The sequence below is a fragment of the Azospirillum sp. UFLA03-27 genome, assembly GCF_059803775.1.
The window spans coordinates 1-3,919 of record NZ_JAUQTX010000389.1 but is presented as its reverse complement, the minus strand read 5'-3'; the positions used below and the strand labels follow the sequence as shown (position 1 = coordinate 3,919).

The 3,919-nt window shown below is 51.1% G+C and carries 3 protein-coding genes; all 3 read left to right on the top strand.

Annotated features, from left to right (window positions below):
- Nucleotides 1–560: 560 nt before the first annotated feature.
- Nucleotides 561–1,421, top strand: a complete 861-nt coding sequence (locus Q4I23_RS31170; RefSeq protein WP_498528783.1) for a hypothetical protein — start codon at nucleotides 561–563, stop codon at nucleotides 1,419–1,421.
- A 71-nt stretch (nucleotides 1,422–1,492) separates the two neighbouring features.
- Nucleotides 1,493–3,019: an AAA family ATPase gene (locus Q4I23_RS31165; RefSeq protein WP_498528782.1), complete on the top strand. Its 1,527-nt coding sequence runs from the start codon at nucleotides 1,493–1,495 to the stop codon at nucleotides 3,017–3,019.
- A 3-nt stretch (nucleotides 3,020–3,022) separates the two neighbouring features.
- Entirely contained in the window at nucleotides 3,023–3,847 is an 825-nt protein-coding gene (locus Q4I23_RS31160; RefSeq protein WP_498528781.1) for an HNH endonuclease, read from the top strand.
- Nucleotides 3,848–3,919: the final 72 nt, after the last annotated feature.

Here is a 3,919-nt window from a genome sequence, read left to right as displayed (position 1 = left end):
CGTCGGCCGTGTTCTCCTCAACCGAAAAGAATCACGACCAACCGGCCGTGCACAGCCCTTTTTCCGCATCCTGCTAGGTAGCCGACTGGATGTCATCGTCCTCAAAGCCAACCACGACAGCGCCATGCGGGACGTGAACGATCGCCCTGGCGGCGAGATGGCTTAGTGGATGGCTAGCGCTGACCGCGCTGTGCGTCGTACACGAGCGTCTAAGTGTCGTCTCGCAGTGGTCACCGGCAGCCTTTTGGAAGCCGGGCCGGGAGCGCTTCCGAGTCGTGTGCTACCTACAGCCTGTCCGCGACGAGCTTATCGGCTCATTCAACCTTGCCCCGAAGCCTGGATGCGGTGCGGAGCGTGCGCGGCACCCCGTGACTTCCGGTTCCGGCCGCCGCACTGCTGTCGTTTCCTTGAAATTCGGCTGGTAGCCCGTCCACGAGGGATCAGCCACTCCCAGTCCAATATCAGCAAAAGGTCGGGCAAAGCTGCCCCAGTCTTGACAGCTGTCCTGCTTTGGGTGAACAAAAAGGGAACATAATCCTGCCTTGCCTGTATGAAGGGACATGTCTCCTCAACCGCCGCCCGCTCTCCAGGAACTGCGAAGCCGCATCCGCCAGATCGAAACGGGCGGCAAGACGGCCGGGCGCGTCCTGCCTTCTGGGCTCCCGGAGATCGACGCCAGCCTGCCTGGCGGCGGGCTGGCGCTGGGCGCCGTGCACGAGGTGGTCGAAGGCGGAGATCTGGGGGTGTTTCACGCCGCTGCGGCAACACTGTTCGTAGCGGAGCACGCCACGGCGTTGAACCTGAACCTGGAAGACTGTCGCCTGCGCCTGACGCTGGAGCTCGCCCAGCAGCTGATGGGCACGCCGAGGCACCTGTCCCAGCATCCCGGCGGCTTCGTGCTGACCCAGGATCGGCTCGACGAACTCGTGCCCATTGAGCCCGCCGCCATGGAGGACCGGCAGGTCATCGAATGGGACAAGGATGACATCGACGTCCTGAAGATGATGAAGGTCGATATCCTTGGCCTCGGCATGCTGGCCTGCATGCGATGGGCCTTCGAGCTGCTGGAGGAGCACATGGACAACCTTTTGCCCGTGGAATGCAGGAGCTGTCCATCAGCGCTGGAAAGATCGGCACTTCGTAACGCTGGCCCCGGGCTGAGGGGTCAGGTAACCGCCTGTATTGCGGTGCGATATACGAAGTTACAGCACGCCAAATTCAGCAATTTTGTAACTTTTTCCTCAGCACTATTGGGAAGCGAGAGCGCTATTGATCCTTGTTGTTATAGTGGGCGCGGATATCAAAGGGGCGCATACTATTATATGCTTAGTATCAAAGCGTTGCTGCGAGCGCGCAGCTGTAGTATGTATTCAATCCAGCAAAAAGGGATATGTGGGGGAACATGCTGGATGTCTCTATAATGAATTAAGGAGAATAGCGCTATAATCAGTTGGCAATCTCAACGTTTTTCGTGATATGCGGAGCATATGCTGTGACAGGCAAGAGAAAATCAAGCGTAAAAAGGACTCGTGACATTAACTTTTATGTTTATCGAGCTGGAAAACCTAACCCCAGTCAAATCAAATATCCGGCCGTTACGCTGTTTCGTGATAATTGGGACGATTATGGTTATAATACGTTGTTTGTCGCATATTTAAACATTTCAGAAAGCGAAGAAGTTCCGTTAGGAGCGGTAAAGATTGGTGTGGGAAAGGCTGATTTTACGCCTCAAGTTCCGTGTGAATTCACCGAATTCCCTAAAGGCGTATTTTCGCTTGGGCAGTCGGTTGCTTATTATAGGACATTAAAGAAAATGGTTCCGCCAACACTAAGGCGAAAATACCTAAAGACGATCGGAGACGTCGTGGCTTCTCCCGAATTGCTGACCGGCAAGGAAGAATCTGCCGTATGGGATAAATCTTTTCTGAGGGATGCCGCGGCGCGACATGCGTTGCGTAGAGGGGGCTTCTATATCGACACAAAACACGAAACAGTTCCAGCTCCAAAGTTTGAATTTTCGATGCTAATTGAGGGTGCATCCAAAGAGCATCGGCTTAAGGTTGACTTCTCCCCTCATAAAAGGCTGCCAAATAGGGTTCTTCTTCTAATTGGGAGAAATGGAGCTGGTAAAACAACAGCCTTATCAACATTGGCCTATGCGCTTGCGCCAGGAGACAACACTTTTGATGAGAACTCCTTGTCTGGGGTTGCACTCGAGTGCAGCGTTTCGCCGCCACCATCCGTTAGCAGGGTTATTGCGATCTCTTACAACGCTTTCGATGAATTTCCGCTTCCACCAAAGGCGGGACGCAATACGAGCATGTCATATAGATCAAAGCTATCTTACAAGTACTGTGGCCTTCGCAACCTTGATGGTGTGATTGACACGCAAGAAATGAATAGGATGATGGATAACACCATAGAGCGGTTAGTCGGCTCCGACAGAGAGACCGTTCTCAAGGCTATTCTATCTCGTTTAGTCGGCAATGAAACTGCGGAAGCTCTATGCGACTTGTCAGAAGACAGGGATGAAGTGTTTAGGCGGATGAGCGCTGGTCAACGGCTTGTCACTTCAATTGCATCTGACATAGTCGGATTTATTGAAGAGGGATCCATACTTCTTCTGGACGAACCGGAAACGTGCCTGCATCCAGGCTTGCTAACAAGCATGATTATCGCAGTACAGGATATCCTGGAAGAATTCGACTCATATGCAATTATCTCCACCCATTCACCAATTCTCTTGCAGCAGGTGCCAAGCCGGTATGTCCGCTTCTTCCGTCGTAACGGATCAGCGCCGAGTATCGAAGAACTTCGAATTGAGAGCTTTGGTGAGGACTTGGGGGAGCTTAGTAGATCTGTTCTTGGCCTTGCTGATCCTGAGAAAGATTATACACACGTATTGCGCTCTATGTATGAGGAAATGAAGAGCGTGGAGGCGGTTGAAGATTGCTTTGAGAAGCCGTTAGGTCTCCCTGCGAAAGCATTTCTGTATTCATTGGATCAGGACGGAGATTGAGAAATGCGGTATATTGCTCCTTATCAGAAAGGGTCCGTTCCGACCTTTTCTGGACTCGTCGCGCATTTTGATCCCGCAATACAGGTACACTTAAATAGGTTAGCGCCGCAGGTGGGGGCGGCGCACACGACGTTCGTTGCAAATATTCCTGATGTTCATCGGGTAAAGGCTATTTCTCTGTCCGAAACGGATAAGGAAATACTGCTTGATGCTTACAAAAAAAAACCTGCCGCGATAACGCAAGCGTTTGAGGCAATGAGGGACTCTTTAAAGCCAGAGGATAAAAGTCTCTGTCCGTTTTGTAATCTTAGTGAGGAATGCGAATTAGACCACTTTCTCCCGAAAAAGAAATATCCGGAGTATTCCCTTTTCCCTCCTAATCTTGCTCCTATATGCAGCAAATGCAATAAAAAGAAGGCGCAGGTTGTGAAGGATCGGCGAGGCAGAAGGGTGATGGTGTATCCTTTTCATGAACTGAATGGCGCTCCTGTGTTTCTTGACTGCAAAATTAGTTTGGGAAAGGTAGCTGGCTTAAGCTACGACATAGTTAACAAGTATGGGATGGATGTCAAATTGTTCGAGTTGATGGAAAGACATTTTGTTCGAGTTGGACTGAAAGAGCGTCTTGGCAAGAGAGGTAATGCTGCTCTCCAGACGTTTGTATTGAGGTTAAAGGGGATGAGCGAGAAAACTATAAAGGAAACACTTTTGTCGATGGCAAATACGGTGCCTTTAAGTTGCCCAAAAAACTATTGGCATTCAGCTTTGCATGTGGAGCTGGGGCGTATATCTGATGCATTTGCAAAGTGGCATGCTGCTACATACTAGAGCATTTTCCAGTTACTCCGGTTCATAGCCGGCGGCGGTGAAGTAGTTGGCGCATTCGTTGGGAGGGAACTC

Bases quoted from the DNA above. Each gene is read 5' to 3' on its own strand.
- Q4I23_RS31170 (WP_498528783.1), top strand. From the start codon at position 561: ATGTCTCCTCAACCGCCGCCCGCTCTCCAGGAACTGCGAAGCCGCATC.
- Q4I23_RS31160 (WP_498528781.1), top strand. From the start codon at position 3,023: ATGCGGTATATTGCTCCTTATCAGAAAGGGTCCGTTCCGACCTTTTCT.